Origin of the sequence: Amycolatopsis acidiphila (assembly GCF_021391495.1) — a bacterium.
GTDB lineage: Bacteria > Actinomycetota > Actinomycetes > Mycobacteriales > Pseudonocardiaceae > Amycolatopsis_E > Amycolatopsis_E acidiphila.
Genome location: NZ_CP090063.1, coordinates 6,383,937 through 6,405,513, shown reverse-complemented (window position 1 = coordinate 6,405,513; position 21,577 = coordinate 6,383,937). Strand labels below are relative to the sequence as shown.

The following is a 21,577-nucleotide window of genomic DNA, read 5'->3' as shown; positions in this document are numbered from 1 at the left end:
CTCGGTACGGCCGGGCCCAACGGAGGCGCCATGCTCGTCGACAAGATGACGGAAACCGTCCGCAGCATCGAGGTGATGTGGAAGGCGGGCCTCATCCCGTTCCCGCGTGTCGACGAAGGCCTGTTCGCCCTGGTGGCGATGCGCAAGATCGGCCCGTTCGCGGCCGCCGCGCAGGTCGCCGCCCGCCGTGACCCGCACGCCGTCGGCCTCGTCGACGAGCGCGGGCCGCTCACCTTCAGGCAGCTCGATCTGCAGTCCAACGCGCTCGCCCGTGCCTGGGCCGGGCGCGGGATCAAGCCGGGCACCGTGATCGCCGCGCTGTGCCGGGACCACCGGGGGCTGGTGCTGTCGATGTCGGCCGCGGGCAAGCTCGGCGCCCGGCTGCTGCTGATGAACACCGGGTTCGGCAAGACCCAGCTCGCCGACGTCGCCAAGCGCGAGAAGGCGACCGCGCTCGTCCACGACCAGGAGTTCACCGAGCTGCTGTCGGACATCCCGGCCGACGTCGAGCGCTACCTCGCGTGGGTGGACACCGAGGACGCGCTCGATGAGATCCCGGTGCTGGACGAGCTGATCGCCAGCACCGACGACCGCCCGATGCCCTACCCCGCGCGCCGGGGCGGTTTCGTGCTGCTGACCAGCGGCACCACCGGTACCCCGAAGGGTGCGCCGCGCGAGCACACGTCGCTGCTCTCGAGCGCGCAGTTCCTCGACCGCATCCCGTTGCGCTTCGGCGAGTGCACGTATCTAGGCGCGCCGATCTTCCACGGGACGGGTGTCTCGCAGTTCATCCTGTCGTACGCGCTGAGCTGCACCGTCGTGATGCGCCGGCGGTTCGACCCGGAGGCGACGCTGAAGGGGATCGAGGAGCACCGCTGCACGGCGCTCGTGCTGGTGCCGACGATGCTGCAGCGGATCGTCGACCTGGGGCCCGAGGTGATCAGCCGCTACGACACGTCGTCGCTGCGGATCATCTTCGTCGCGGGCTCGGCGCTGTCGCCGGACCTGGGCAACCGCGCGACCGAGGCGTTCGGCGACGTGATCCACAACCTGTACGGCTCGACCGAGGTCGCGGTCGCGACGGTGGCGACGCCGGAGGACTGGCGCAAGGCCCCGGGCACCGTCGGACGGGCGCCGGTGGGCTGCAAAGTGGTGCTGTACGACGGCGAAGGGCGGCGCATCACCGAGCCGGGGGTGACGGGCCGGGTGTTCGTCGGCAGCGGGTTGAGCTTCCACGGCTACACCGACGGCAGGCACAAGGAGCTCCTCGACGGGCTGCTCTCGACCGGCGACATGGGTCATTTCGACGAGGACGGGCTGCTGTTCATCGACGGCAGGGACGACGAGATGATCGTCTCCGGCGGCGAGAACGTGTTCCCGATCGAGGTGGAGAACCTGCTGGTGGAGCGCCCGGACGTACTCGAGGCGGCGGTCATCGGGGTGCCGGACGAGGAGTTCGGGCAGCGGCTGAAGGCGTTCGTCGTCCGCGCGGACGGCAGCGACCTGGACGCGGACACGGTCCGGGCGTACGTGAAGTCGAACCTGGCGCGGTACAAGGTCCCCAGGGACGTGGAGTTCCTGGACCAGCTGCCGAGGAACGCGACGGGGAAGGTGCTGCGGAACAAGCTGGACTAGGGGGCGGGAAGAGTACTCCTCGGGCAGCCGGCCGTGCTCACGATCGTCGCGGCCCGCGACCGAGCGAGTCTGGGACTGGACCTCCCGCACGGTGCCCAGGGGCTGACCTTGACCACCGCCTCGGACGCCACCGATTCCGGGGCCTACCTTCTCTGTCCACTTCGGATCCGGCAACCGCTTCGCCCGCCACGGTTCCGCGCGCTTCCCTGACCGGAGCCCGTGGTCGTCATCCCCACCCGATCCCGAAGACCCCCGGGCCGAAGTCAAGCGCCACCGCGTGCACGCCGCCGGTGGCGTCCAGCTGCAGGTCGCGGCCTTCCTCCGCGTCGCCGGTCCGCGCGTACTGCCAGCAACGCGCCGGAGCCGTGTCGAACTGGATCTCCAGCAGGTATTCGCGCACCGGGCGGCGAAACTCGCGGTAGTGGGTGTTCGCGCACTCCGGATACGGCGGCCCACCGTTCGTCAGGGTGTACTCGATCAGCTGCGTCTCGCCCCTGTCGATGGACCGGTCGAAGATCAGCTCCGCGGCCGTCAGCCCGTGCTCGGGATCGACCTCGACCCGCCCCGCGCGGCAGTTGCGCAGCGCGTGCAGCCGGGGCGGGGCCGCACCGCCGTGGTCATACACCAGCAGCCACCGGTCCTGACCGTCCGCGGTGGACTGGAACACCGCCCGCGCCGTGGTCGAGCGCTGGCCGCCGTCGGCCGCGATCTCGCAGCGGTCGTGCAGGCTGGCGAGGTTGAGCTGGTGCTGCTGCTCCAGCGCGTGCGGGGCACCGACCCGCTCGAGCAGCGCCCGCAGCGCGTCCACGGGGAAGTTCACCGGCTCGGTCCGGCGCCGCGCCACTCCGCGCGGGCGGGGCGGCGGCAGCAGGCTCAGCAGCTCACCCGGGCGCAGGCCCAGCACGTCCTCCAGCACCCGGACCGCCGACAGGGAGCTCTGCCGTTCGGGCTGCCGCTTGCCCGACTGCCAGTAGCTCAGCGCCGTCACGCTGACCGGGATGCCGTTCGCCTGCAGCCGTGCCTGCAACCGGTCGAGGCTCAGGCCACTGCGCGCGATGGCGGTGCGGAGCGCCATCGAGAACGCGGTGTCGGAACTGGCCACCTTTTCCGCCTCGAACGTTGGCTGCTCGTCCCTGCCAACTTAGCAGCGCTCCCCCAAATGGGTTAATACTGGTAACTGTGAATCATTGCCCTGGGGTTTAACGGCGAGATTGCATGACCTCCTAGTCACTAGATCGGGTGGGGAGGCAGTTTGATGGGGAACGCTCGGAAGTTGCTCGCGGCAGGCGCGGTCGTCGCCGCGGCCGCTGCGGCGGGCACCGGCGTCGCGCAGGCTCAGGAGGGCCAGATCCGCGACGCGAACACCGCCGGCGCCGTGTCGGACAGCTACATCGTGGTGCTCAAGAACGCGGGCATCGTCGACACGCTGTCCCAGACGCTGGCAGGCCACTACGGCGCGCAGGTCCAGCACACCTTCGACGCCGCCCTGCACGGCTTCTCGGTCCACGCCGACGAGCAGGAGGCCAAGCGCCTCGCGGCCGACGGCAACGTCGCCTACGTCGTGCAGAACCACGTCTTCCACGTCTCCGACACCCAGCAGAACCCGCCGTCCTGGGGCCTGGACCGGATCGACCAGCAGGATCTGCCGCTCGACTCGTCGTACTCCTACAGCACGACTGCGTCGAACGTCACCGCGTACGTCATCGACACCGGTGTCCGCGCCACGCACGAGACGTTCGGCGGGCGCGTTTCCGGCGGCTACGACTTCATCGACAACGACACCGACCCGACCGACGAGAACGGCCACGGCACGCACGTCGCGGGCACGATCGGCGGCAGCGAGTACGGCGTCGCCAAGGGCGTGAAGATCGTGCCGGTGCGGGTCCTCGACGCCGACGGCAGCGGCACCACCGAGCAGGTCGTCGCCGGGATCAACTGGGTCGCCGAGCACGCGAGCGGCCCGTCGGTGGCGAACATGAGCCTCGGCGGCGGCGCGGACGACGCGCTCGACCAGGCCGTGGAAGGCGCGATCGCGAAGGGCGTCACGTTCGCCGTCGCGGCCGGGAACGACGGCGCCGATGCCAGCGGCTCCTCACCGGCGCGTGTCGCGGGCGCGATCACCGTCGCCGCCAGCGACCGGACCGACAAGCAGGCCAGCTTCTCCAACTACGGCAGCATCGTCGATCTCTACGCGCCGGGCGTGAACATCACGTCCTCGTGGGGCACCGGCGACACCGCGACCAACACGATCAGCGGCACGTCGATGGCGACCCCGCACGTCACCGGCGCTGCCGCGCTCTACCTGGCAGACCACCCGGACGCGTCCCCTGCCGACGTGTCCGCCGCGCTGACCTCGGCGGCCGCCTCCGGCAAGATCAGCAACGCGACCGCCGGCACGCCGAACAAGCTGCTGAACACGGCCGGATAGTCTGCCTGAATGGGTGCGATCTACCTGATCAGGCACGGTCAGGCCTCCTTCGGTGAAGCGGACTACGACCGCCTGTCCGGGCTCGGGATCGAGCAGGGCGCGGTGGTCGGCGCGGAGCTGTTGCGCCGTGACGTCCGCTTCACCGAAGCGCGTTCGGGGTCGCTTTCGCGGCAGCGCAAGACCGCCGAGACGGTGCTCGACTGGCTGGGCGTCAAAACGCCCGCCAAGGAGGACCCGCGGTGGAACGAGTACGACCACGTCGACATCGTGGCGCACCACGGCGGGGGCGTGCCGCAGAACGCCGCGGACTCCCGCGGCTACCAGAGGGTGCTCGAAGGCGCGCTCGCCGAGTGGATGGGTGCGGGGGAGGACAGCCCCTGCGCCGAGACCTGGCCCGCATTCCGCGCGCGGGTGACCGGCGCGCTGGAGGACCTCGTCTCCTTGCTGGGCAAGGGTGAGAACGCCGTGGCGTTCACCTCGGGCGGGGTGATCGGGATGCTCGCCGGCCAGCTGCTGGGGCATCCGGAGGCCGGGCTGCTCAGGCTGAACCGGGTCACGGTCAACTGCGGCATCACGAAGCTGGTGTCCGGGCGCAGCGGGGTCACCCTGTTGTCGTTCAACGAGCACTCGCACTTCGACGGCCGGACCTCCCGGCTGCTGACCTACCGCTGACGGAGCCGGCACGAGCTTCGGCGAGGGCGCATGCTCCCGGTCGACGGCAAGGGGTCCGGTGCTGGCCGAGGAGGCGCTGGGCCGCCGCTTCGTCTTCTGCAACAACGCGGCCGTCGCGGCCGACGGCACCGCCTACTTCACCGACTCCTCCGGCCCTCGTCCCGGACAAGTCCTTCGTCGCGGTGGCCGAGACCAGCACCTGCCAGGTGCGCCGGATCTGGCTCGGCTCGGGGCGCGACGACGTGCTGATCGGCGAGCTGCCGGGCTTCGCGGACAACATCTCCACCGGCGGCAGTCTGGAGGCGAGTGCGATCGCCGTCACGGCGGTCGGCTGAACACTCGGATACGAAATCCGGTTCTTCCCTGACCGGAAGCCACCCCCAGGAGGTTTTCCGTTTTCGTTCAGTTCTCAGCGTGCGGCGGCCTCGTCAGGACCTCGGGGAACACGTCCTCGAGCAGCGTGATCAGCGTCTGGTAGAGCAGCACGTGCACCTGGGTGCGGTCGAGTTCCCCGCGCAGCAGCCATTCCCGGCCCGCCGCCTTGACCATTCCGGCGAACGCGCGGACCAGCGCGTTGAGGCGGGGGCGGATGTCGCTCTCGGCGGGCATCCCGAACGCGTCCAGCAGCCGTTCGGCGGATTTCCGCTCGGCGTCCACGATGATCTGTTCCACCTCCTGGTCCTGCCCGATGCCCTCCGAGGTGGCGACCAGCCACATCTTTCCCTGGCTGTGCACCATGTCCAGGAACCAGTCGACCGTGGTGTGCGCCCGTTCGTATAGCGAACCACCGCCGACCTCCATGTCTGGCATCGGCATGGTCACCGCACGGCGGATCACGGCCAGGTAGAGCTCCCGTTTGGTGCCGAAATAGTGGTTGATCAGACCACGGGCCACTCCCGCCTCGGCGGCGATGTCCGAAGTGGACACTCCGGCGTACGGACGCTCTCCGAACAGCCGGGCGGCGCAGATGAAGATCTGCTCCCTTCGTTGATCGGGCTCGAGTCTTCGCCAGCGGGGTTCGGATGCGGTTGTCATGCGCCATATCGTGGCACGATCACCCAGCAAGGGAGCTCGTTTCCGGCCAACTGTCACCGAGTGTCAGTCGATCGGAGCATGACCACCGGCCCCGGTGGGCCTGTCGGCCGAAACCGCAGGTGAAACGCGGGAGCGAATTCCGCCGGACGGATCCGCCGCCGGTTTTCTACCCTGAGTAGTACTAATCCACTGTGGACAGTCAACGACGACGGCGGGTCCTGGCCGTGCTCTCGCGCAGGACGACCTCGCCTGCCACTCGCCGGACCCGGCTGCGGCCACCCCGTCCGCCGCTGAGCGCCAGCTCCAGCGCTTGTTCGCCCAGCTCCTCCAGCGGCAGGGCGACCGTGGTGAGCGCCGGGCCGAGGTCGCGCGCGACCGGGATGTCGCCGAACCCGGCGACGGAGACGTCACCGGGAATGCTGTGCCCGGCCTCGCGCAACGCCGTCATCGCACCGAGCGCCATCTGGTCGTTCACCGCGAACACGCAGGTCGCCCTGTGTTTGGCCGCCACCAGCTCGGTCGCCGCCGCATGGCCGCCGTCCCGGCTGAACGCCCCTTCGAACACGTCCCGTTCCGACAGTTCGATCCCGGCCCCGGCAAGGCCCTCGGCGAACCCGGTGATCCTGTCGAGCACCGTGGTCATCGTGCGCGGCCCGGTGAGCACCGCGAACCGACGGTGTCCCAGCCCCAGCAACGCATCGGCCAGCGCTTTCGCACCCGCCCGGTTCTCCGGCCGGACGCTGTCGGCCTTGAGGTTGCGATGCCGGCCCAGCACGGCAACCTGGCCGCCGCCCCGCCGGTACGGCTCGAGCTCCGCGGCCAGCGCCCGCTCCCACGCCCTGTCCTCGAAGGCCGAACCGGCGAGCAGGATCACCGAAGCGCGCTGGCTGCGCAGGGTGGAGACGGCGGCGATCTCCTTGTCTGGATCGCGGAACGTGTCGGTGAGCAGCACCAGCAGCCCGTTGCGGTCCGCCGCGCGCAGCACACCGCGGACCACCGCGGCGAAGTACGGGTCGCCGAGGTCGTGGCACACCACACCGACCGTGCGCAGCGCGGCGCCGGCCAGCGCCTGCGCGTGCACGTTCGGCGTGTAGTCCAGGTCGGTCGCGGCGGCGAGCACCCGCTCGCGCAGGTCCTCCCGGACGTTGGTGGTGCCGTTGAGCACGCGCGAGGCCGTGGCCAGCGACACACTGGCCACCTGTGCGACGTCTTCGAGCGTCACGTGGCTCCTGGCGATCATCGGTCCTCCCCCTGCCGGCAAGCGCTCTCAGTAGGGCCGAATTCTAGGTCGATCTCCGGATTTCGCCTGGTCAGATGCACTCGATCGGGTCGGATTATCGGCCGGGCGCGCGACGTTGATCCTTAGAGGCACCACGCGCACCGACGAAAGGAAGACCACATGCTCTACGGCGATGAGCACGTCCGCCGCTACGAAGAGACCGACGGTGAGGAGGGTCACGACTGGAAGCCCGGCGTACCGGCGCTGGTGCTCACCACGACGGGCCGCAAGAGCGGGCAGGAACGCAAGTTCGCGCTCATCTACCAGGAGGTCGACGGCGATCACGTGATCGTCGCGTCCAAGGGCGGCGACCCCAAGCACCCCGGCTGGTACCTCAACCTGCAGGCGAACCCCGAGGTCAAGGTGCAGGTCAAGGCGGACAAGTTCACGGCGAAGGCACGCACCGCGAACGCGGAGGAGCGCGCGAAGCTGTGGCCCGTGATGGCCAAGGTGTGGCCCGCCTACGACGAGTACCAGAAGAAGACCGACCGTGAGATCCCGGTCGTGATCCTCGAACGCGTCTGATTTCCCGCCTCCGGCGCCCCTCACCACGGTGAACCCGGTCCGCCTCCCGGGCATAGGCTGGGTGCATGTCAGAACATTTCGACGTTGTGGTGCTGGGCGCCGGGCCTGGCGGTTATGTCGCGGCGATCCGGGCGGCGCAGCTCGGACTGAAGACGGCCGTGGTGGAGGAGAAGTACTGGGGCGGCGTGTGCCTGAACGTCGGCTGCATCCCCTCCAAGGCGCTGCTGCGCAACGCGGAGCTCGCCCACCTGGTCACGCAGGAGGCGAAGACCTTCGGGATCTCCTCCGACGGCGAGATCCGCTTCGACTACGGCGCGGCGTACGACCGCAGCCGGTCGGTGGCGGACGGCCGGGTCAAGGGCGTCCACTTCCTGATGAAGAAGAACAAGATCACCGAGTACGACGGGCGCGGCACCTTCACCGACGCGAACACGCTGCAGGTGAGCACCTCGAACGGCACCGAGACGGTGACGTTCGACAACTGCATCGTCGCCGCGGGCGCGACGACGAAGCTGCTGCCCGGCACCTCGCTCAGTGAGCGAGTGGTGACCTACGAGGAGCAGATCCTCTCGCGCGAGCTGCCCGGCAGCATCATCATCGCCGGGGCCGGCGCGATCGGCGTCGAGTTCGCCTACGTGCTGCACAACTACGGCGTCGAGGTCACGATCGTCGAGTTCCTGGACCGGATGGTGCCGCTCGAGGACGCCGAGGTGTCCAAGGAGCTGGCCAAGCGGTACAAGAAGCTCGGTATCAACGTGCTGACCTCCACCAAGGTCGAGACGATCGACGACAGCGGCGACAAGGTGAAGGTCACCGTCGTCGCCAACGGGACCAAGCAGACCCTCGAAGCCGACAAGGTCCTGCAGGCCATCGGGTTCCAGCCGCGGGTCGACGGCTACGGCCTGGAGAACACCGGCGTCGAGCTGACCGGGCGCGGCGCGATCGCGGTCGACGGGCACTGCCGCACGAACGTGCCGCACATCTACGCGATCGGGGACGTGACCGCGAAGCTCATGCTCGCGCACGCGGCCGAGTCGATGGGCATCGTGGCGGCCGAGACGATCGGTGGCGCCGAGACGATGGAGCTCGACTATCCGATGATCCCGCGCGCGACCTACTGCCAGCCGCAGATCGCTTCGTTCGGCTGGACCGAGGAGCAGGCGCGGGAGAAGGGCTTCGACGTGCAGGTCGCGAAGTTCCCGTTCACCGCGAACGGCAAGGCGCACGGCCTGGCCGACCCGGGCGGCTTCGTGAAGATCCTCTCCGACGCGAAGTACGGCGAGCTGCTGGGTGCGCACCTGATCGGGCCGGACGTCACCGAGCTGCTGCCGGAGCTGACGCTCGCCCAGCAGTGGGACCTGACGGTGCACGAGGTGGCGCGCAACGTGCACGCGCACCCGACGCTGGGCGAGGCGGTCAAGGAGGCCGTCCACGGCCTCGCCGGCCACATGATCAACTTCTGACGCCATGCCGGTCGCGGTGGTGACGGGGGCCGGCTCGGGCCTCGGCAGGGTGATCGCACATGCCCTGCTCGACGCGGGGTACGAGGTGGCGCTGGCCGGGCGGCGGCCGGAGGCGCTGGCGGAGACCGCCGGCGACCGGCCCGCGCTCGCCGTCCCCACCGACGTCGGCGACGAGGACCAGGTCGAGGCGTTGTTCGAGGCGGTCCGCGGGAAGTGGGGCCGCCTCGACCTGCTCGTCAACAACGCCGGCACGTTCGGTCCATCAGGTGATCTCGACGAGCTGGACGTGCCGGCCTGGCGGCGGACGGTGGACACGAACCTGACCGGCGCGTTCCTGTGCGCGCGCCAGGCCGTCCGGCTGATGAAGGAGCAGCGTCCCCAGGGTGGGCGCATCATCAACAACGGCTCGATCTCGGCGCACGCCCCGCGTCCCGGCAGCGCCGCGTACACCGCGACCAAACACGCGATCACGGGCCTGACCAAGTCGATCTCCCTGGACGGGCGGCCCTACGACATCGCGTGCGGCCAGATCGACATCGGCAACGCGGCGACCGAGATGACCGCCGGCATCGGCCGGGGCGCCAGACAGGCGGACGGCTCGATCCGCCCGGAGCCGACCTTCGACCCGGCGCACGTCGCGGCGGCGGTCCTGTACATGGCGGGCCTCCCGCTCGGGGCGAACGTCCAGTTCATGACCATCACGGCGACGAAGATGCCTTTCCTCGGACGAGGCTGAAACGCTCGGCCGGTGTCCCGCGATACGAAGGGTGACGTTGACTAAACTGCAGGAGCGGCCGTGACCTGCAGCGGTCGTCGGCGTCAGGCCCTGGTAGCTCAGCCGGATAGAGCAAGAGCCTTCTAATCTCTAGGTCGCAGGTTCGAGTCCTGCCCAGGGCACATTACGGCTGGTCAGAGCCGTGACAGAGGTTCGCGATTCTGACCAGCCCATGCTTAACCCTTCGCCTTTTCGGTGGGCGCTTGGCGAATGCCGGTCAGGCTTGGTGGCCGAATGCTCGTCGGAGACGTTCCTTTACGCGTCCGTAGGGATGCCTCGCCGTCCCGGTCGGGTGCATCGACACGGGTCACGGGTGGCCTGCCCATGACAGGCGCGGCGGCTGCCACGTCGGTGGCCAGCACGTCCTCTATGGACAGCGAAGGTGTCAAGGACGAGCCATCCGCCTGCGACTGGAGGGACCGGCCGCCCGGCTGCCGCCGGGTCGCCGATGCCCGGCGTGGTGAACAGGAAGCTCAAGGTGCTGAGGAACGACACGACGGCCACGCCACTGCCGACGGCGGACAGCCGCGGCCACCAGGGCCGCAGCGCGATCACCACGACCGCGCCGTACCGGTTGATGTGCTGCCCAGGACCGAAATCCGTTGTGCCGGGTTCATGGCGAGAGCCGCTCACGCGGTGAGAAGTTGTTACGAGGCACTGACGTCAGTCGGCGGAGCAGTCCTCGGCGCCCGTGTCCTTGACGCGGCCCAGGAGGCTGGTCAGGGTGGCGACGTCGTCGGCGGTGAGGCCGGACAGCAGCTCCGCCTCGACGCGGGCGAAGGACTCGTCGAGGCGTTCGGCCAGTTTCCGGCCGCGGGCCGAGATCGCGACGATATGCCGTCGCCGGTCGGCGCGGTCGCGGCGGCGGCTGACGAGGCCGTCGTCTTCGAGGTCGTTCAGGATCCCGACCAGCACGCTGGCGTCGACGCCCATCTCCTCGAGCAGCGCTTGCTGGCTCATCGAATCGCGCTCGGCCAGCAGGGTGAGCCCGCGGGCGTGCCCCGGCTTGAGCCCGTGCGACGCCACGGCCTCCTTCAGCAGCGCGCCCGCTATCCGGCCGGCCTGGGCGAGCGTGAGAACGGGGCGGTGCGGGATCACCTGGCGAGTTTATCAGCCGTTCCAGATAATTAAATTTTTTCAACTATCTGCTAGCCTCCACGATCATCCAACGTTCAACCATGGGAGTGTTCATGGAGATCGGCTATGTCGTCGTCGCGGCGGTTCTGGCCGTGGCGCTCGTCGGATCGGCATTCGGCAAGCTCACGCGCAGCCGGCAGGTCGTCGACAGTCTCACCGGCGTCGGCGTGCCGCTGAAGCTGTTCCCAGCCCTGGCCGCGTGCGAGATCGCGGGGGCGGCGGGGCTGGTCGTCGGGATCTGGTGGCCGCCGTTGGGGATCGCGGGGGCGATCGGGGTGGTCCTGTACTTCGTGCTCGCGGTCGGGCAGCACCTGCGCAAGAAGGACTTCAAGGGGATGCCGCCCGCCGGCACTCTGCTGGTGCTGGCCGTGGTCGCGCTCGTGCTGCGGCTCGTGTCGCTCTGAGTCACCCCCGTGGCCGATGACACCTTGTAATCGTCGAACGTGTGTTCTAACGTTCGAGGGGCCGGGCTGGTTGGGGGAAGCAACCAGCCCGGCTTCGGCGTCATCGGTTGGGAGAGTGCGTGGATCGGCCATCCTGGGTGCGAACGCTCAGCCCGCCGCGGCGGGTGTGGGTCGAGGTTCGACGGCTGCTCAGGCTGGGTGTGGACGACTACGGCCTGCGGCCGCGTGACGGTCTGCGGATCGAGTCGGAGGTGCCGGGCCTGCTGCATGAGTGGATCCTGCGCGAGGAGGGCGGATGGCTCGGCATGGTGACCTTCCAGCTCGTCTCGGCGACCGAACAGTGGTCGCTCACCGTGACGGTTCCCGTACCGGCTCACCTGATCCGGCGGCGGGGGATGACACGCCGTGACCGCCTCCGTGACGAGCGGCGGACGCATGGGTAGGGGTGGGGGTGGCCGGGCCGGAGGTGGCTGAGGGGGCTCGGTGGGCGCGCGGGGACCGGGTGGTGCGGCTGGTCAGCGGCAGCAGGTGGCTGTCGCCGACGCGGCGGCGCGAGTGGCGGCGGCTAGTCAGCGGGGCAGCGGCGGCGCGAGTGGCGGCGGCTGGTCAGCGGGGCAGGTGGCTGAGGGGGTAGGTGGGCGACCGGTGGCGGCAGGTGGCTGTCGTGGGGTGGCGGTGGCTGGTGTGGGCGGTTGGCCAGCGGCAGTAGGTGGCTGAGCCGGAGACGGGCAGGCGGCCGATGGCGAGCGTGGGCTGCCAGCGAGGTGACGGGCGCGGGTGTTGGCGGGCGGCTGATCACGGGCGCTCGATGGCTCGGCGGGGCCTTGAGCAGTGGCCGGGCCGCGGGCAACGGACGGCTGGCGCGAGGCAGCCGGGTGGCTGCCAGCGAGGTGGCGAGCGTCCACCCGGCCGCCATGGCGGGCAGCCACCATCGCGCCCAGCCCACCCACCCGCCCACCCACCCGCCCACCCACCCGCCCACCCACCCGCCGACCGGCTCCACCCGCCGACGGGCCCAGCCCAGCCCAGCCACCGCCGTTACGCGACCACCCCGCCGTCGTGGAGGCGGGTGATCTCGGCCGCCGGCAGGCCCAGCACCGAGGCCAGCACGTGGTCCGTGTCCTCGCCCAGGGACGGGGCCGTCGCCGTCCCGCCGTAGGTGCCGTCCCAGCGGAGTGGGGAGCGCGCGCTCGGCACCTCGCCGATGCCTGGCTGGTCCACTGTGGACAAGACACCGGACGGCGAGGCGGCCACCTCGGGCATGCCGCGGTACCGGCCCCACAACACCCGCGCCGAGTCGAGGTCCTTGCTCACCTCCGCCAGCGGCCGGGCGGCGAACCACGGCCGCAGGATCGCGGCGATCGTCTCGCGGACGCGGTACCGGTCGGCCTCCTGGTTCAGGTCCACGTCCAGCGCCGGCTCCAGCGCGCTGAACACCTCCTCCGTCCCGGTGACCTTCCGCAGCGCATGCCACTGCCCCTCGGTCAGGGCGACCACCATCACCCGCTGCCCGTCGCTCGTCTCGAAGTCGATGCCGAAGCTGCCGTACACGTGGTTCCCGTGCTTCGGCCGCTCCGCGCCGCGTAGCTGTGCTTCGCCCAGCCAGCCCAGGTTCGCCACGCCCGCGGCTGCGACATCGGCCAGTGCGAGCTCGATGTACGCGCCCTTGCCCGTCTTCGCGCGCTCGTGCAGGGCGGCGAGCACGCCCGTCGTCACGGTCATGCCCGTCAGCAGGTCCCACGCCGGCAGCACGTGGTTCACCGGCGCCGCGTCGTACTCGCGGCCCGTGATCGTGGGCACGCCGACCTCCGCGTTGACCGTGTAGTCGACCGCGGGCGTCCCGTCCGCCCGGCCCTGCAGGTGCAGGTGGATGAGATCGGCCCGCCGCGCGGACAGGTTCTCGTACGACAGCCACCGCCGGCCGACGGCGTTGTCGACGAAGATCCCGGCCTCCGCGACCAGCGCGGCGACCAGCTCCCGTCCCTCGTCCGAGCGCATGTTGACCGCCACCGAACGCTTCCCGCGGTTCAGCGCCGTCCAGTACAGGCTCGTCCCGGTGGGCGCGACCGGCCAGCGCCGGTAGTCCGCCGCCCCGCCGATCGGGTCGACCCGGATGACCTCCGCGCCCAGCTGCGCCAGCGTCATGCACGCCGAAGGCGCGGCCACGAAACTCGCGCACTCGATGACCCGCAGGCCCGCCAACGGGTTCATGCGACTCGCTCGAAGATCGCGGCGAGGCCCTGGCCGCCGCCGATGCACATGGTCTCCAGCCCGTAGCGCGAACCGCGCCGCCGCATCTCGCGCAGCATCGTGGTCAGGATCCGCACGCCCGTCGCGCCGACCGGGTGTCCCAGCGAGATCCCCGAACCGTTGACGTTCAGCCGCTCGAAGTCCGCCACGCCGAAGCCCCACTCACGGGTCACCGCGAGCACCTGTGCGGCGAACGCCTCGTTCAGCTCGATCAGATCCATGTCCGCCAGCCGCAGTCCGGCGCGAGCAAGCGCTTTCTCCGTGGCGGGCACCGGCCCGATGCCCATCGTGCGCGGCGGCACTCCCGCCACCGCCCACGACACGAGCCGCGCGAACGGCTGCAGGCCCAGCTGTTCGGCCTTGTCCATCGTGGTCACCAGGCACACCGCGGCGCCGTCGTTCTGGCCGCTGGAGTTGCCCGCGGTCACGGTCGCCTCCGGGTCGTCGCGGCCCAGCACCGGCCGCAGTGCCGCCAGCGACTCCAGCGAGCTGTCCGCCCTGGGATGCTCGTCGCGGTCGAACACCGTTTCCCCGCGCCGGCCGGCGACCGTCACGGGCACGACCTCCTCCCCGAAGCGCCCGTCCTCGATCGCCGCGACCGCGCGCTGATGCGAGTGCAGCGCGAGCAGATCCTGCTCATCCCGCGGAATGCCGTACTCGCGGCGCAGGTTCTCCGCGGTCTCCAGCATCCCGCCGGGCACCGGGTAGTTGTCCCCGCCCGCGGTCAGCCGCCCGCGCGCCAGCCGGTCCTTCAGCTCGACGCCGGGCCCGCGCACACCCCAGCGGATCGCGTCGGTGTAGAACTCCACACCGCTCATGCTCTCCGCGCCGCCCGCGAACACCACCTCCTGCGCGCCGGTCTGCACCCTCATCGCCGCGTCGAGCACCGCCTGCAGCGCCGAGCCGCACCGCCGGTCCACCTGCACGCCCGGCACGTCCACCGGCAGCCCGGCGTCCAGCGCCGCGACCCGTCCGATGGCCGGGGCCTCACCGTTTGGATAGCACTGGCCGAAGATGACGTCCTCGATCGAGTCCGGCGCGACCCCGGTGCGCTTGACGAGCTCGGCGACGACCGTCGACGCCAGTTTCGCCGCCGGCACGCCCTTGAACATCCCGCCGTAGCGCCCCACCGGGGTGCGGAGGGGTTCACAGATCACAACCTCGCTCATCGTGCTGCCTCTCGTTCGCGCTGGGCCCGTTCCCGCAGCGCCGCCGCCCTGATCTTGGTTCCGTTCGTGCCGGACGTCGTCGGCATCTCGTCGATGACGTGGATCTGCGCGGGCACCTTGAACTTCGCCAGTGTCTCGCCGCACCACTCGCGCAACGTCTCGCCGTCGACGTCGCCCTCGGCGACGACGAACCCGACCGCCTCGTCGCCTTCGTCCCCGCGCACACCGACCACCTTCGCAGTCACGACGGCCTCGTGCTCGGCGAGCCGGTGCTCGATCTCCGCGGGATCGACCAGGAAACCACGCAACCGCAACACGTCCCCCATCCGGCAGATGAACGTGATGCCGCCGTCCTCGGCGATCTCCGCCAGGTCCCCGGTGCGGAACCAGCCGTCGTCGGTGAAGCTCCGCACGTCCGGGTCGCCCAGGTACGCGTCGACGACGTTCGGCCCGCGCAGCTGCAGCTCGCCGTCGGCCACGCGCGCCTCGATCCGCGGCGACACGAGTCGCCCGCCGCCCCGCCAGCGCCGGGGCGCGGGCTCGTCGAGCGGCCACATCGCGGTCAGCGCGAACACTTCCGACGAGCCGTAGACACCCGTCGTCGCCGTGCCGAACTCCCGCTGCGCCCACTTCGCGAGGCTCTCGGACTTCCCGATGAAGTCCGCCATGCCCAGCCAGCGCCAGGACTTCAGGTCCTCCCCGCGCCAGGCGTCGGCGAGCCGGACGACCAGGTCGTCCCCACCCACCAGGTGCGTCGCCCGCCAGCGCGCCATGTCGGCGAGCACCGCGTGCTCCTCGAAAACCGGCTCCAGCAAACAGGTTCCACCACCGGCGATGGTCGCCATCGCGGTGTTGAACCCGAACACCCCGGACAGCGGCAGCGCGCAGACCACCACGTCGCCTGGCCCGATGCCGGTGCACTCGGCGTCCCGGCGGGCGTGCTCGACGACCGCGGACGCCCGGTGCGCCGCGAGCTTCGGCTTGCCCGTCGAACCCGAGGTGGTGAACGCCACGGCCAGCTCGTCGCCGGACTCGGACAACTCTCCTTCGCCGCCGGCGACCCAAGCGCCGCCGCCGACGTCGTAGTGGCCGAGGTCCGCGGGCGGCTCGCCGTGCGGACCGGCCACGACGGCGACCGCCGGCGCGACGTCGTCCACCGCCCGCCGCAACCGGTCGGCGAGATCCAGACCGTGGAAGTCGTGGGCGACAGCGATCACCTTCGGCCGCGCGCGGTGCAGTACGTGCCGCACCTCGTCGACGTTGTAGCGGGTGTTCACGCCGATCACGTGCGCGCCGAGCGAGGCGGTGGCGAACTGCCAGCACAGTGCGTCCGACCAGTTCGGCAGCCACACCGCGACGCAGTCGCCGCGGCCGATCCCGGCGCGGCGCAGGGAACCGGCGACAGCACGCACGCGGTCGAGGAGCTCGCCGGTGCGCACCTCGACCGGTGCGGTGGGATGGGCGTCGATCGCGACGACCGATTTGGCGTCGCGGGCGGTGAGCAGTGACAGCAGGCTCATCGCGACTCCACCAGTGCGGTGAGCCACTCGTGCAGGAGCGCGGGGAACCCGGCCAGCTCCTCCATCGGGTAGTGCCCGATGCCCTCGAGCAGCGTGAACCGGGCGTCCGGGATCGATTCGGCCGTCATGCGCACCTTCGCCGCGTCGAGCCAGAGATCGTCCTCACCCACGACAAGGTGCACCGGACAGGCGATTTCGGCAAGTCCCGCGCGGACGTCGTGGGTGCCCCAGCCGAGCAGGTCCGCGGTCGTGACGACCGGGTCCTCGCGCCGGTGCATGGTGGCGATCAGCTCGGCACGGCCGGCCGGGATGCCCCTGCCGACCACCGCGAGCGTGCCCAGATACGTCCGGTCGCCCCGGCTCGGCGCGGCGACGTCCTCGAGCTCGCGGCGCAGGCCGGACAGGCTCGCCCGGCCCGGCCCGGCTTCGGCCGCCATCGCGACGACCCCGGCGAGCCGGTGGCCCATCCGGACGGCGAGGTCGAGCGTGATCTTCCCGCCGATCGAGCAGCCGACGACCAGCGGCCGCTCCAGTTCGAGGGCGTCGACGAGCTGTTCGCACCACACGGCGTAGCGGCCGAGGTCGTCGATCGGCTCGCCCGGCGGGGGCTCGGACCGGCCGTGTCCCGGCAGGTCGGGCACGATGACGCGGTAGCCGCGGTCGGCGAGCCCGGCCACGCTGTGCCGCCACTGCACGCCGCTCTGTCCTGCGGTGTGCAGGCACAGCAAGGGCCGCCCGTGCCTTGTCTGCTCCACATAGGACAGTGTGCCGCCGATGTCGAAATAGCCTGCCTCGATCATCGGGCCACCTCCCGCGCCCGGCGGGCCAGCAGCGCGAGGACCTTCGTGAGCCGCAGGTACTCGTACCCGTTGCCGGTGACCTCGAACTCGCCGTGCATCGCCCGCCGCATGAAGTCGTCGGCCGGGCCGGTGACCAGCTCGGTCCAGGTCAGCTCGCTCGCGGCGAGGACGAACGTGGCGCCCAGCGGCGCGCGGCGGGTCACCTCGACGACCCGGCCGCGGTAGACCCGCAGGTGCACCTCGTCCTCGCCGCAGCGCAGCCCGATGGTGCCGTCCCAGCTCGCGGTCGCCCGCGCGAAGTCCTCGCCGAGGCCTTCGGTGAGCGCCTCGCCCCAGGCCACTGTGCCGAAGTTGTGGCAGACCCGGTCGGGACCCGGGCCGCGGGCCGGCACGAGGACGGTCGCGCAGCCGCGCTGCCGGGTCTCGCCGTGCTGGTTGCGCACCCTGAGATGCCGCTGGACCAGGCCGTTGTCCCGGTCCTGCGCACGACGGCAGCGGGTCACCACGAGCTCGGCCTCCAGCCGGTCGTCGGGGCTGCCGGCACTCACGTGCTGCCAGCTGAGGTCGGTGAGCACGCCCTCGCCGGTGAACACAGCGGCGAGGGCGGCGGGGTCGAAGGACTTCTGCGGGACCGGCCGGATCTGGCGCTGCCCGACGGCGAACTCCTCGAAGAACGGTGGCGACAAGGGCACTCCTCGAACACGAACGAACGTTCTTACAAAAACATCCATGCTCGATGAGGTCAAGCTGCGTTAGCCTTTCTCCATGAACGAACGTTCGCCGACGCTGATCCCGGACACCGGCCGCGGCAACCAGGCCGCCATCCTCAACGCGGCCCTGGAAGCCTTCGGGGAGAAGGGCTTCTACGGCGCGTCGATGCGGGACGTGGCCCGCGGGGCCGGGACGAGCCTGTCCAATCTCTACAACTACTTCCCGGCGAAGGCGGATCTGCTGGCCGCGCTGCTGCGGATGGCCAACGACGAGCTGCTCAGCCGGATCCAGGCGGCCGTCGACGGCGCCGGGCGGCGGGCGAGCGACCGGCTGCGCGCCGCGGTCGTGGCGCACGTCGGCTTCGTCGTCGACCACCAGGTCGCCTCCCTGGTCGCGCTGAGCGAGATCCGGTACCTGACCGGGGTGGCACGCAAACGCGTGGTCGCGGCGAGGGACAGCACGCAGGGGCTCTACGAGGAGATCGTGGCCGCGGGCTCGGCCTCGGGCGAGTTCGCCACGCCCTATCCCGACGACGCGGCGCGCAACATCGTCTCGATGTGCGCTGCCATCGCGACCTGGTACCACCCCGGCGGCAGGCTGACCCCGGAGCAGCTGGCCGGCCAGCACGCCCATTACGCCCTGGCTCTCCTGCAGGGGCCGCTGTAGGCTGAACGATCGTTCGTACCTACGCGATGGTGTCAGGGCGGAGCTGCCGAGATGGACGACGTGCTGGCGCGCGTGCGGCGACCTCGCCACCGCGGAGATCCGGCTGTACCGGCTGTACGTCGTGGAGGGCGAGCCGCAGATCGCTGCGGGCGCTACCGCGACAGGCCCACCCGCCGGCCCGACGGGCAGTGGCCGTACGCCGCCGCGCTCGACCCCCGGTACGAAAAGTGACCTTGCGCACGCTCCACCGCCCGGAAAGCGAATCCCGTTCGACAATGCGAAGGTTGCCGTAGCAGGAGGTGCTGATGCAGGAACCGTTGTTCGGTTCGGTCGACGAGGTCGTCGAGCGGCTGGCGGGGGCCGGATACCTGGCCTCGACCCCGGTGGCGACCACCGTCTACCTCGCCGACCGGCTCGGCAAGCCGCTGCTCGTGGAGGGGCCCGCCGGCGTCGGCAAGACCGAGCTGGCGCGGGCGCTGGCGGAGGCCACCAGCAGTGAGCTCGTGCGCCTGCAGTGCTACGAGGGCATCGACGAGGCCCGCGCGCTCTACGAGTGGAACCACGCCAAGCAGCTGCTGCGCATCACCGCCGGCCGTGACGAGGGCTGGGAGGACACCCGCGACGAGGTGTTCAGCGAGGAGTTCCTGCTGCCGCGCCCGCTGCTGAAGGCGATCCGCAACCCGGAGCCGACCGTCCTGCTGATCGACGAGACCGACAAGTCGGACGTCGAGATGGAGGGCCTGCTGCTGGAGGTGCTCGGCGACTTCCAGGTCACCGTGCCGGAGCTGGGCACCATCACCGCGACCCGCCGCCCGTTCGTGCTGCTGACGTCCAACGCGACGCGCGAGCTGTCCGAGGCGCTCAAGCGGCGCTGCCTGTTCCTGCACCTGGACTTCCCGTCGCCGGAGCTCGAACGCGACATCGTCACGCTGAAGGTCCCGGGGCTCGACGTCCGGCTGACCGATTCGCTGGTGCGCGTCGTCGGCGCGCTGCGGGGGATGGAGCTGCGCAAGGCGCCGTCGATAGCGGAGAGCGTGGACTGGGCGCGCACGCTGCTCGCGCTCGGCGCGGACACGCTCGACGAGCAGATCGTCGAGTCGACGCTGGGCGTGATCCTCAAGTACCAGAGCGACCACCGGAAGGCCGCGGCCGAGCTGCGGCTGGACAAGCTCCTGACATGAGCGGGCTGCCGGACCGGCTGGTCGAGTTCGTCGGCGCCCTGCGGGAGCACGGCATTCCCGTCGGACCCGGCGAGACGGTCGACGCGGCGGCCGCGGTCGACGTGCTCGGTCTCGCCGACCGCGAGCAGCTGCGCGCCGCGCTCGCCGCGACAGTGCTGCGGCGCTCGGGCCAGCGTGCCGCCTTCGACGCGCTCTTCGACCTGTACTTTCCCGTCGCGGTCGGCTCGGCCGAAACCGCTGCGGAGGCCTCGGATCTGAACGAGCTGCGCAACGCGCTGGTCGCGGCGCTCGCCGAGGGCGACGCCGAACGGCTGCGGGGGCTGGCGGCGGCCGGCGTCGAGGTGTTCGGCCAGTACGGGTCGTTCGGCGAGGGCGGCTCGGGCGGTGGCGGCATGAGCGGCTGGTCGGCGTACCAGACGCTGGAGCGGGTGCGCCCGGACGCGTTGCTGAACCGGGTGCTCGCGGCGATCCGCGGCGAGCAGGGGGACGGGCTCGGGGAAGCGCTCGCCCGTCAGGAGGCGCAGTCGCGCATCGCGTCGTTCCGCGAGCAGGTGCAGGCCGAGGCTCGCCGCCGGACGGCGGAATACCGCGGCCGGGACCGGATCGCGCGGCACGCCGTGGCGCCGCAGACGGATCTGGTCAGCTTCACCAACGCCAGCCGCCAGCAGCTGACCGAGCTCAGGCGGACCATCCAGCCGTTGTCCCGCAAGCTCGCGACCCGGCTCGCGTCGCGCCGCAGGCGGGCCCGGCGCGGGCAGATCGACCTGCGCCGCACGCTTCGCCGGTCGCTGGCGACCGGCGGGGTGCCGATGCGCCCGGCGATGCGCGAGCGGCGGCCGGGCAGGCCGGAACTGGTGCTGCTGTGCGACATGTCGGGCTCGGTCGCGGGTTTCGCGCAGTTCACGCTGTTGCTGGTGCAGGCGCTGGCCGACCAGTTCAGCAAGGTGCGCACGTTCGCGTTCGTCGAGCTGACCGATGAGATCACCGAGCTGGTGACGGCCGGCGCGGCCGATCCCGAGGGGCTGGCCCGGCGCATCATGACCGAGGCGCGGCTGACGCGGTGGGGGATGAGCAGCGACTACGGCGACTCGCTCGGCAGTTTCGTCGAGGGCTGGCTGGACGCCGTCGGACCGCGCACCTCGGTGCTGATCCTCGGCGACGGCCGGACCAACGGCGGCGACCCGAACCTGGCGGCGGTCCGCGACATCGCCGACCACGCCAAGCACGTCCACTGGCTCAACCCCGAACCGCGTTCTGCTTGGGGCACCGGCGATTCCGCGGCCCTGGAGTACGGCCGAGTGGTGCCGATGCACGAGTGCCGCAACCTCCGGCAGCTGACCCAGCTGGTCACGGAACTGCTGCCGGGCTGATCCCGCGCTCGCCGAACACATCCGGACGACGGACGATGACGTAACGTCCTGATGGCCGACCGTGGAGGGGGACGAGTGATCACCGCCGAGGAGTACCTGTACTTCACCGACCGGGCGTTCGACGGCATGGCGGCCGTCCTGGAGGAGCTCGGCGACGACCTGGCGAACCGGCGGCCGGAGCTGCCGGGGGCGAACTCGCCCTACGCGATCGTGACGCACTGCCTGGGGGTGGCGGACTACTGGGCGGGACGGCTGGTCGCGGGCCGTCCGGTCGAGCGGGACCGGGACGCGGAGTTCGTGGCCTCGGGCAAGGTGGCCGACCTCGTCGAGCGGATCGGGCAGGCGAAGAAGCAGCTGCGCGCCGACGTCGCGGCCGCCGACCTGCGGGCGCCGTTGCGGGAGGACCCGCCCGCGCACTACCGCGGCACGACGATCGGCCGGACCCAGGGCGCGGCGCTGCAGCACGTGTACGAGGAGCTGGCACAGCACCGCGGCCACCTCGAGCTGACGCGGGACGTGCTGGGCGGGTAGGAAACCGTGCGGGGCCCGCGGGATGC

At 71.0% G+C, this 21,577-nt stretch carries 21 protein-coding genes, 1 tRNA gene and 1 pseudogene; 14 read left to right on the top strand and 9 right to left on the bottom strand.

The features are described 5' to 3' along the window. Nucleotides 1–30 precede the first annotated feature (30 nt). A complete protein-coding gene (locus LWP59_RS31370; RefSeq protein ID WP_144643842.1) occupies nt 31–1,635 on the top strand; it encodes an acyl-CoA synthetase in 1,605 nt (534 codons plus the stop codon). 226 nt (nt 1,636–1,861) lie between these two features. Here LWP59_RS31370 and LWP59_RS31365 read toward each other — a convergent pair whose 3' ends face one another. Then, nucleotides 1,862–2,710 (bottom strand): hypothetical protein, encoded by an 849-nt coding sequence (locus tag LWP59_RS31365; RefSeq protein ID WP_229857807.1) that lies wholly within the window; start codon nt 2,708–2,710, stop codon nt 1,862–1,864. Nucleotides 2,711–2,890: 180 nt separating this feature from the next. Between LWP59_RS31365 and LWP59_RS31360 the strand changes: the two genes are divergently transcribed. The 3 genes and pseudogenes from LWP59_RS31360 to LWP59_RS31350 form a co-directional block, all read left to right on the top strand. Then, nucleotides 2,891–4,063 carry a S8 family peptidase gene (locus LWP59_RS31360; protein WP_144643844.1) on the top strand — a complete coding sequence of 391 codons (1,173 nt, stop codon included), beginning with the start codon at nt 2,891–2,893 and terminating at the stop codon, nt 4,061–4,063. Between the two features lie 9 nt (nt 4,064–4,072). Further along, nucleotides 4,073–4,735: a histidine phosphatase family protein gene (locus LWP59_RS31355; protein ID WP_144643846.1), complete on the top strand. Its 663-nt coding sequence runs from the start codon at nt 4,073–4,075 to the stop codon at nt 4,733–4,735. Nucleotides 4,736–4,793: 58 nt separating this feature from the next. Beyond that, nucleotides 4,794–5,025: pseudogene (locus LWP59_RS31350) on the top strand (SMP-30/gluconolactonase/LRE family protein); the annotation flags it as partial. 112 nt (nt 5,026–5,137) lie between these two features. Here the strand turns inward: LWP59_RS31350 and LWP59_RS31345 are convergent. Next, entirely contained in the window at nt 5,138–5,770 is a 633-nt protein-coding gene (locus LWP59_RS31345; protein ID WP_144643848.1) for a TetR/AcrR family transcriptional regulator, read from the bottom strand. Between the two features lie 199 nt (nt 5,771–5,969). Further along, nucleotides 5,970–7,010 (bottom strand): LacI family DNA-binding transcriptional regulator, encoded by a 1,041-nt coding sequence (locus LWP59_RS31340; RefSeq protein ID WP_144643850.1) that lies wholly within the window; start codon nt 7,008–7,010, stop codon nt 5,970–5,972. 159 nt (nt 7,011–7,169) lie between these two features. On the opposite strand from LWP59_RS31340, the gene LWP59_RS31335 reads away from it, so the two are divergent. The 4 genes from LWP59_RS31335 (at nt 7,170) to LWP59_RS31320 (ending at nt 9,934) form a co-directional block, all read left to right on the top strand. Continuing rightward, a complete protein-coding gene (locus tag LWP59_RS31335) occupies nt 7,170–7,574 on the top strand; it encodes a nitroreductase family deazaflavin-dependent oxidoreductase (protein ID WP_144643852.1) in 405 nt (134 codons plus the stop codon). 65 nt (nt 7,575–7,639) lie between these two features. After that, a complete protein-coding gene (gene lpdA / locus LWP59_RS31330; protein WP_144643854.1) occupies nt 7,640–9,037 on the top strand; it encodes a dihydrolipoyl dehydrogenase in 1,398 nt (465 codons plus the stop codon). A 4-nt stretch (nt 9,038–9,041) separates the two neighbouring features. Next, nucleotides 9,042–9,773: an SDR family oxidoreductase gene (locus LWP59_RS31325; protein WP_144643856.1), complete on the top strand. Its 732-nt coding sequence runs from the start codon at nt 9,042–9,044 to the stop codon at nt 9,771–9,773. 87 nt (nt 9,774–9,860) lie between these two features. Next, a tRNA-Arg gene (locus LWP59_RS31320) sits at nt 9,861–9,934 on the top strand. 541 nt (nt 9,935–10,475) lie between these two features. Here LWP59_RS31320 and LWP59_RS31315 read toward each other — a convergent pair. Beyond that, entirely contained in the window at nt 10,476–10,910 is a 435-nt protein-coding gene (locus LWP59_RS31315) for a MarR family winged helix-turn-helix transcriptional regulator (protein WP_144643860.1), read from the bottom strand. A gap of 80 nt (nt 10,911–10,990) precedes the next feature. Between LWP59_RS31315 and LWP59_RS31310 the strand changes: the two genes are divergently transcribed. Together LWP59_RS31310 and LWP59_RS31305 are read left to right on the top strand one after the other, a co-directional pair. Continuing rightward, complete coding sequence (locus LWP59_RS31310) at nt 10,991–11,353, top strand: DoxX family protein (protein ID WP_222425715.1); 363 nt, start codon at nt 10,991–10,993, stop codon at nt 11,351–11,353. Nucleotides 11,354–11,472: 119 nt separating this feature from the next. Next, nucleotides 11,473–11,796 (top strand): hypothetical protein, encoded by a 324-nt coding sequence (locus LWP59_RS31305; protein ID WP_191334832.1) that lies wholly within the window; start codon nt 11,473–11,475, stop codon nt 11,794–11,796. 595 nt (nt 11,797–12,391) lie between these two features. On the opposite strand, the gene LWP59_RS31300 is transcribed toward LWP59_RS31305, so the two are convergent. The 5 genes from LWP59_RS31300 to LWP59_RS31280 are packed head-to-tail and all read right to left on the bottom strand — an operon-like array spanning nt 12,392 to nt 17,778. Further along, a complete protein-coding gene (locus LWP59_RS31300) occupies nt 12,392–13,564 on the bottom strand; it encodes a CoA transferase (protein WP_144635130.1) in 1,173 nt (390 codons plus the stop codon). Further along, nucleotides 13,561–14,772: an acetyl-CoA C-acetyltransferase gene (locus LWP59_RS31295; protein WP_144635127.1), complete on the bottom strand. Its 1,212-nt coding sequence runs from the start codon at nt 14,770–14,772 to the stop codon at nt 13,561–13,563. Before LWP59_RS31295 ends, LWP59_RS31300 begins: the two co-directional genes overlap by 4 nt. After that, on the bottom strand, nt 14,769–16,292 hold the full coding sequence (locus LWP59_RS31290; RefSeq protein ID WP_144635124.1) for an AMP-binding protein: 1,524 nt from the start codon (nt 16,290–16,292) through the stop codon (nt 14,769–14,771). Before LWP59_RS31290 ends, LWP59_RS31295 begins: the two co-directional genes overlap by 4 nt. Then, nucleotides 16,289–17,092 carry an alpha/beta fold hydrolase gene (locus LWP59_RS31285; RefSeq protein WP_144635121.1) on the bottom strand — a complete coding sequence of 268 codons (804 nt, stop codon included), beginning with the start codon at nt 17,090–17,092 and terminating at the stop codon, nt 16,289–16,291. The genes LWP59_RS31290 and LWP59_RS31285 overlap by 4 nt, the downstream gene beginning before the upstream one ends. Continuing rightward, the gene (locus tag LWP59_RS31280; protein ID WP_144635118.1) at nt 17,089–17,778 is read right to left on the bottom strand and encodes a hotdog family protein; all 690 of its coding nucleotides are present in this window, start codon (nt 17,776–17,778) and stop codon (nt 17,089–17,091) included. Before LWP59_RS31280 ends, LWP59_RS31285 begins: the two co-directional genes overlap by 4 nt. Before the next feature lie 79 nt (nt 17,779–17,857). On the opposite strand from LWP59_RS31280, the gene LWP59_RS31275 reads away from it, so the two are divergent. From LWP59_RS31275 to LWP59_RS31260, 4 genes are all read left to right on the top strand, one after another. Beyond that, nucleotides 17,858–18,469 carry a TetR/AcrR family transcriptional regulator gene (locus LWP59_RS31275; protein ID WP_144635115.1) on the top strand — a complete coding sequence of 204 codons (612 nt, stop codon included), beginning with the start codon at nt 17,858–17,860 and terminating at the stop codon, nt 18,467–18,469. A gap of 305 nt (nt 18,470–18,774) precedes the next feature. Beyond that, nucleotides 18,775–19,650: an AAA family ATPase gene (locus LWP59_RS31270; protein ID WP_144635113.1), complete on the top strand. Its 876-nt coding sequence runs from the start codon at nt 18,775–18,777 to the stop codon at nt 19,648–19,650. Further along, nucleotides 19,647–21,020, top strand: a complete 1,374-nt coding sequence (locus tag LWP59_RS31265) for a vWA domain-containing protein (protein ID WP_144635110.1) — start codon at nt 19,647–19,649, stop codon at nt 21,018–21,020. Before LWP59_RS31270 ends, LWP59_RS31265 begins: the two co-directional genes overlap by 4 nt. 51 nt (nt 21,021–21,071) lie before the next feature. Next, nucleotides 21,072–21,551, top strand: coding sequence for a mycothiol transferase (locus tag LWP59_RS31260; protein ID WP_186383098.1), 480 nt, complete (start codon nt 21,072–21,074; stop codon nt 21,549–21,551). Nucleotides 21,552–21,577 lie beyond the last annotated feature (26 nt).

Coding starts and splice junctions, on each gene's coding strand:
- LWP59_RS31370 (WP_144643842.1), top strand. CDS start 31: ATGCTCGTCGACAAGATGACGGAAACCGTCCGCAGCATCGAGGTGATG.
- LWP59_RS31365 (WP_229857807.1), bottom strand. CDS start 2,710: ATGGCGCTCCGCACCGCCATCGCGCGCAGTGGCCTGAGCCTCGACCGG.
- LWP59_RS31360 (WP_144643844.1), top strand. CDS start 2,891: ATGGGGAACGCTCGGAAGTTGCTCGCGGCAGGCGCGGTCGTCGCCGCG.
- LWP59_RS31355 (WP_144643846.1), top strand. CDS start 4,073: ATGGGTGCGATCTACCTGATCAGGCACGGTCAGGCCTCCTTCGGTGAA.
- LWP59_RS31345 (WP_144643848.1), bottom strand. CDS start 5,770: ATGACAACCGCATCCGAACCCCGCTGGCGAAGACTCGAGCCCGATCAA.
- LWP59_RS31340 (WP_144643850.1), bottom strand. CDS start 7,010: ATGATCGCCAGGAGCCACGTGACGCTCGAAGACGTCGCACAGGTGGCC.
- LWP59_RS31335 (WP_144643852.1), top strand. CDS start 7,170: ATGCTCTACGGCGATGAGCACGTCCGCCGCTACGAAGAGACCGACGGT.
- lpdA (WP_144643854.1), top strand. CDS start 7,640: ATGTCAGAACATTTCGACGTTGTGGTGCTGGGCGCCGGGCCTGGCGGT.
- LWP59_RS31325 (WP_144643856.1), top strand. CDS start 9,042: ATGCCGGTCGCGGTGGTGACGGGGGCCGGCTCGGGCCTCGGCAGGGTG.
- LWP59_RS31310 (WP_222425715.1), top strand. CDS start 10,991: ATGGGAGTGTTCATGGAGATCGGCTATGTCGTCGTCGCGGCGGTTCTG.
- LWP59_RS31300 (WP_144635130.1), bottom strand. CDS start 13,564: ATGAACCCGTTGGCGGGCCTGCGGGTCATCGAGTGCGCGAGTTTCGTG.
- LWP59_RS31295 (WP_144635127.1), bottom strand. CDS start 14,772: ATGAGCGAGGTTGTGATCTGTGAACCCCTCCGCACCCCGGTGGGGCGC.
- LWP59_RS31290 (WP_144635124.1), bottom strand. CDS start 16,292: ATGAGCCTGCTGTCACTGCTCACCGCCCGCGACGCCAAATCGGTCGTC.
- LWP59_RS31285 (WP_144635121.1), bottom strand. CDS start 17,092: ATGATCGAGGCAGGCTATTTCGACATCGGCGGCACACTGTCCTATGTG.
- LWP59_RS31275 (WP_144635115.1), top strand. CDS start 17,858: ATGAACGAACGTTCGCCGACGCTGATCCCGGACACCGGCCGCGGCAAC.
- LWP59_RS31270 (WP_144635113.1), top strand. CDS start 18,775: ATGCAGGAACCGTTGTTCGGTTCGGTCGACGAGGTCGTCGAGCGGCTG.
- LWP59_RS31265 (WP_144635110.1), top strand. CDS start 19,647: ATGAGCGGGCTGCCGGACCGGCTGGTCGAGTTCGTCGGCGCCCTGCGG.
- LWP59_RS31260 (WP_186383098.1), top strand. CDS start 21,072: ATGGCCGACCGTGGAGGGGGACGAGTGATCACCGCCGAGGAGTACCTG.